This window comes from Gilliamella sp. wkB108 (genome assembly GCF_001690195.1).
GTDB lineage: Bacteria > Pseudomonadota > Gammaproteobacteria > Enterobacterales > Orbaceae > Gilliamella > Gilliamella apicola_L.
Genome location: NZ_LZGM01000097.1, coordinates 1 through 521 on the forward strand (window position 1 = coordinate 1; position 521 = coordinate 521).

Sequence of the window (521 nt, forward strand, 5' to 3'; positions counted from 1 at the left end):
TGTAACATAGGTAAAATTAAACAATATAGTAATAATCAATTTTATATTGACATATTAAACTACTAATGACTAAATAATGTAATAATTTTTCAAAAAAATCTAGCATGGACAACAATATTATTAACATCGCTTATTGCACAGATTCAAATTATCTTGAACATGTTGCAGTATCTATTCAATCTATAATTTTTAATAATTTAAACGAAAAATTACAATTCCATGTATTTTTATATAATGTTTCAGAAGAGTATATCGAAAAATTCAAAAACACTTCTGACTTAATATTTATTTATAAAATTGAACAATCAGATTTAGAAAAATACCAACATGAATTTTCAACAAAACATATCAGTAAATCAACGTTTATTCGCTTAATGGTACCAAAATTATTATCAAGCAAAGTCAATAGACTTCTTTATATAGACGCGGATGTATTATGTTTTGCCAATATATCACCTATTCTTGATATAAATATAGATAATTATATTTGTGCAGCAGGAGATGATTCTAACTCAGATAAA

1 protein-coding gene is annotated in these 521 nt (G+C 23.4%); it reads left to right on the plus strand.

What is annotated here, in order from left to right:
- Positions 1-104: 104 nt before the first annotated feature.
- A partial coding sequence (locus A9G11_RS11365) for a glycosyltransferase family 8 protein (protein WP_304363248.1) occupies positions 105-521 on the plus strand: 417 nt, incomplete at its 3' end.